This window comes from Arhodomonas sp. KWT (assembly GCF_010993615.1).
Genome location: NZ_WNXE01000713.1, coordinates 1 through 855 on the forward strand (window position 1 = coordinate 1; position 855 = coordinate 855).

1 protein-coding gene is annotated in these 855 nt (G+C 69.6%); it reads left to right on the plus strand.

Translation table 11 applies throughout. From position 1 onward, the window contains the following. Positions 1-855: MFS transporter (locus G7A99_RS21915; protein WP_163144068.1), on the plus strand; the 855-nt coding region annotated here is incomplete at both ends.

Below are 855 nucleotides of genomic sequence, written 5' to 3' on the forward strand. Positions count from 1 at the left end.
GTGGCCGCCGGACTGCTTGCACACACGCTGTTGATGACCGACGCGTTGTGGTTCGGGCTGCGCATGGTGGTGGGCTTCGGTTTCGCCGGGCTCTACATCGCCACCGAGAGCTGGCTCAACGACCTCGCCCCGACGGCAACACGGGGCCGCGTGCTCGCGGCCTACATGCTCGTGAGCTGGGCGGCGCTCATCGCCGGCAAGCTCGCCTTCGGCTGGGCGGGGCCGGTCGACTCGGTGCCGCTGGTGCTGGCGGCCATTGCCGTCTCCCTGGCCATTCTCCCGGTGGCCTTCACCACCATGCAGGCGCCGGGGGCGCAGGCCGGAGCGCCACCGGTCCTCGGGCGACTGTTGGCTGTCTCGCCGGTCGGTGTGCTCGGCTGCCTCGGTGTCGGCGTCGCCAACGGCACGTTCTGGACCCTTGCCCCGCTGTTTGCCGAGGCCGGTGGGCTGGACGCCATGGGGGTGGGGCTGTTCATGGCGGTGGCGATTCTCGGCAGCGTGTTTACCCAGTGGCCGCTGGGATGGTGGTCGGACCGCGTGGACCGGCGCAAGGTGATCGTGTTCACCTGCCTCTTCGCCAGCATCAGCGGGGTCGTGCTCGCCGGCTCGTTCGGCAGGGACGCCCACGTGCTGCAGATCGCGGCCTTCGCATTCGGGGCGAGCGCGTTGCCGGTGTATTCCCTGTGCGTCGCCCACGCCAACGACTATGCGCCCAATCAGGCCTTTATCGAGGTCAGTAGCCTGCTCCTGCTCGTGTTCAGCCTGGGGGCGGTGATCGGTCCGCCGGTGGCGTCGCTGGTGATGGACATGGCCGGTCCCGCCGGGGTGTTTCTCTTCACCGCCGGCGTGCACGCC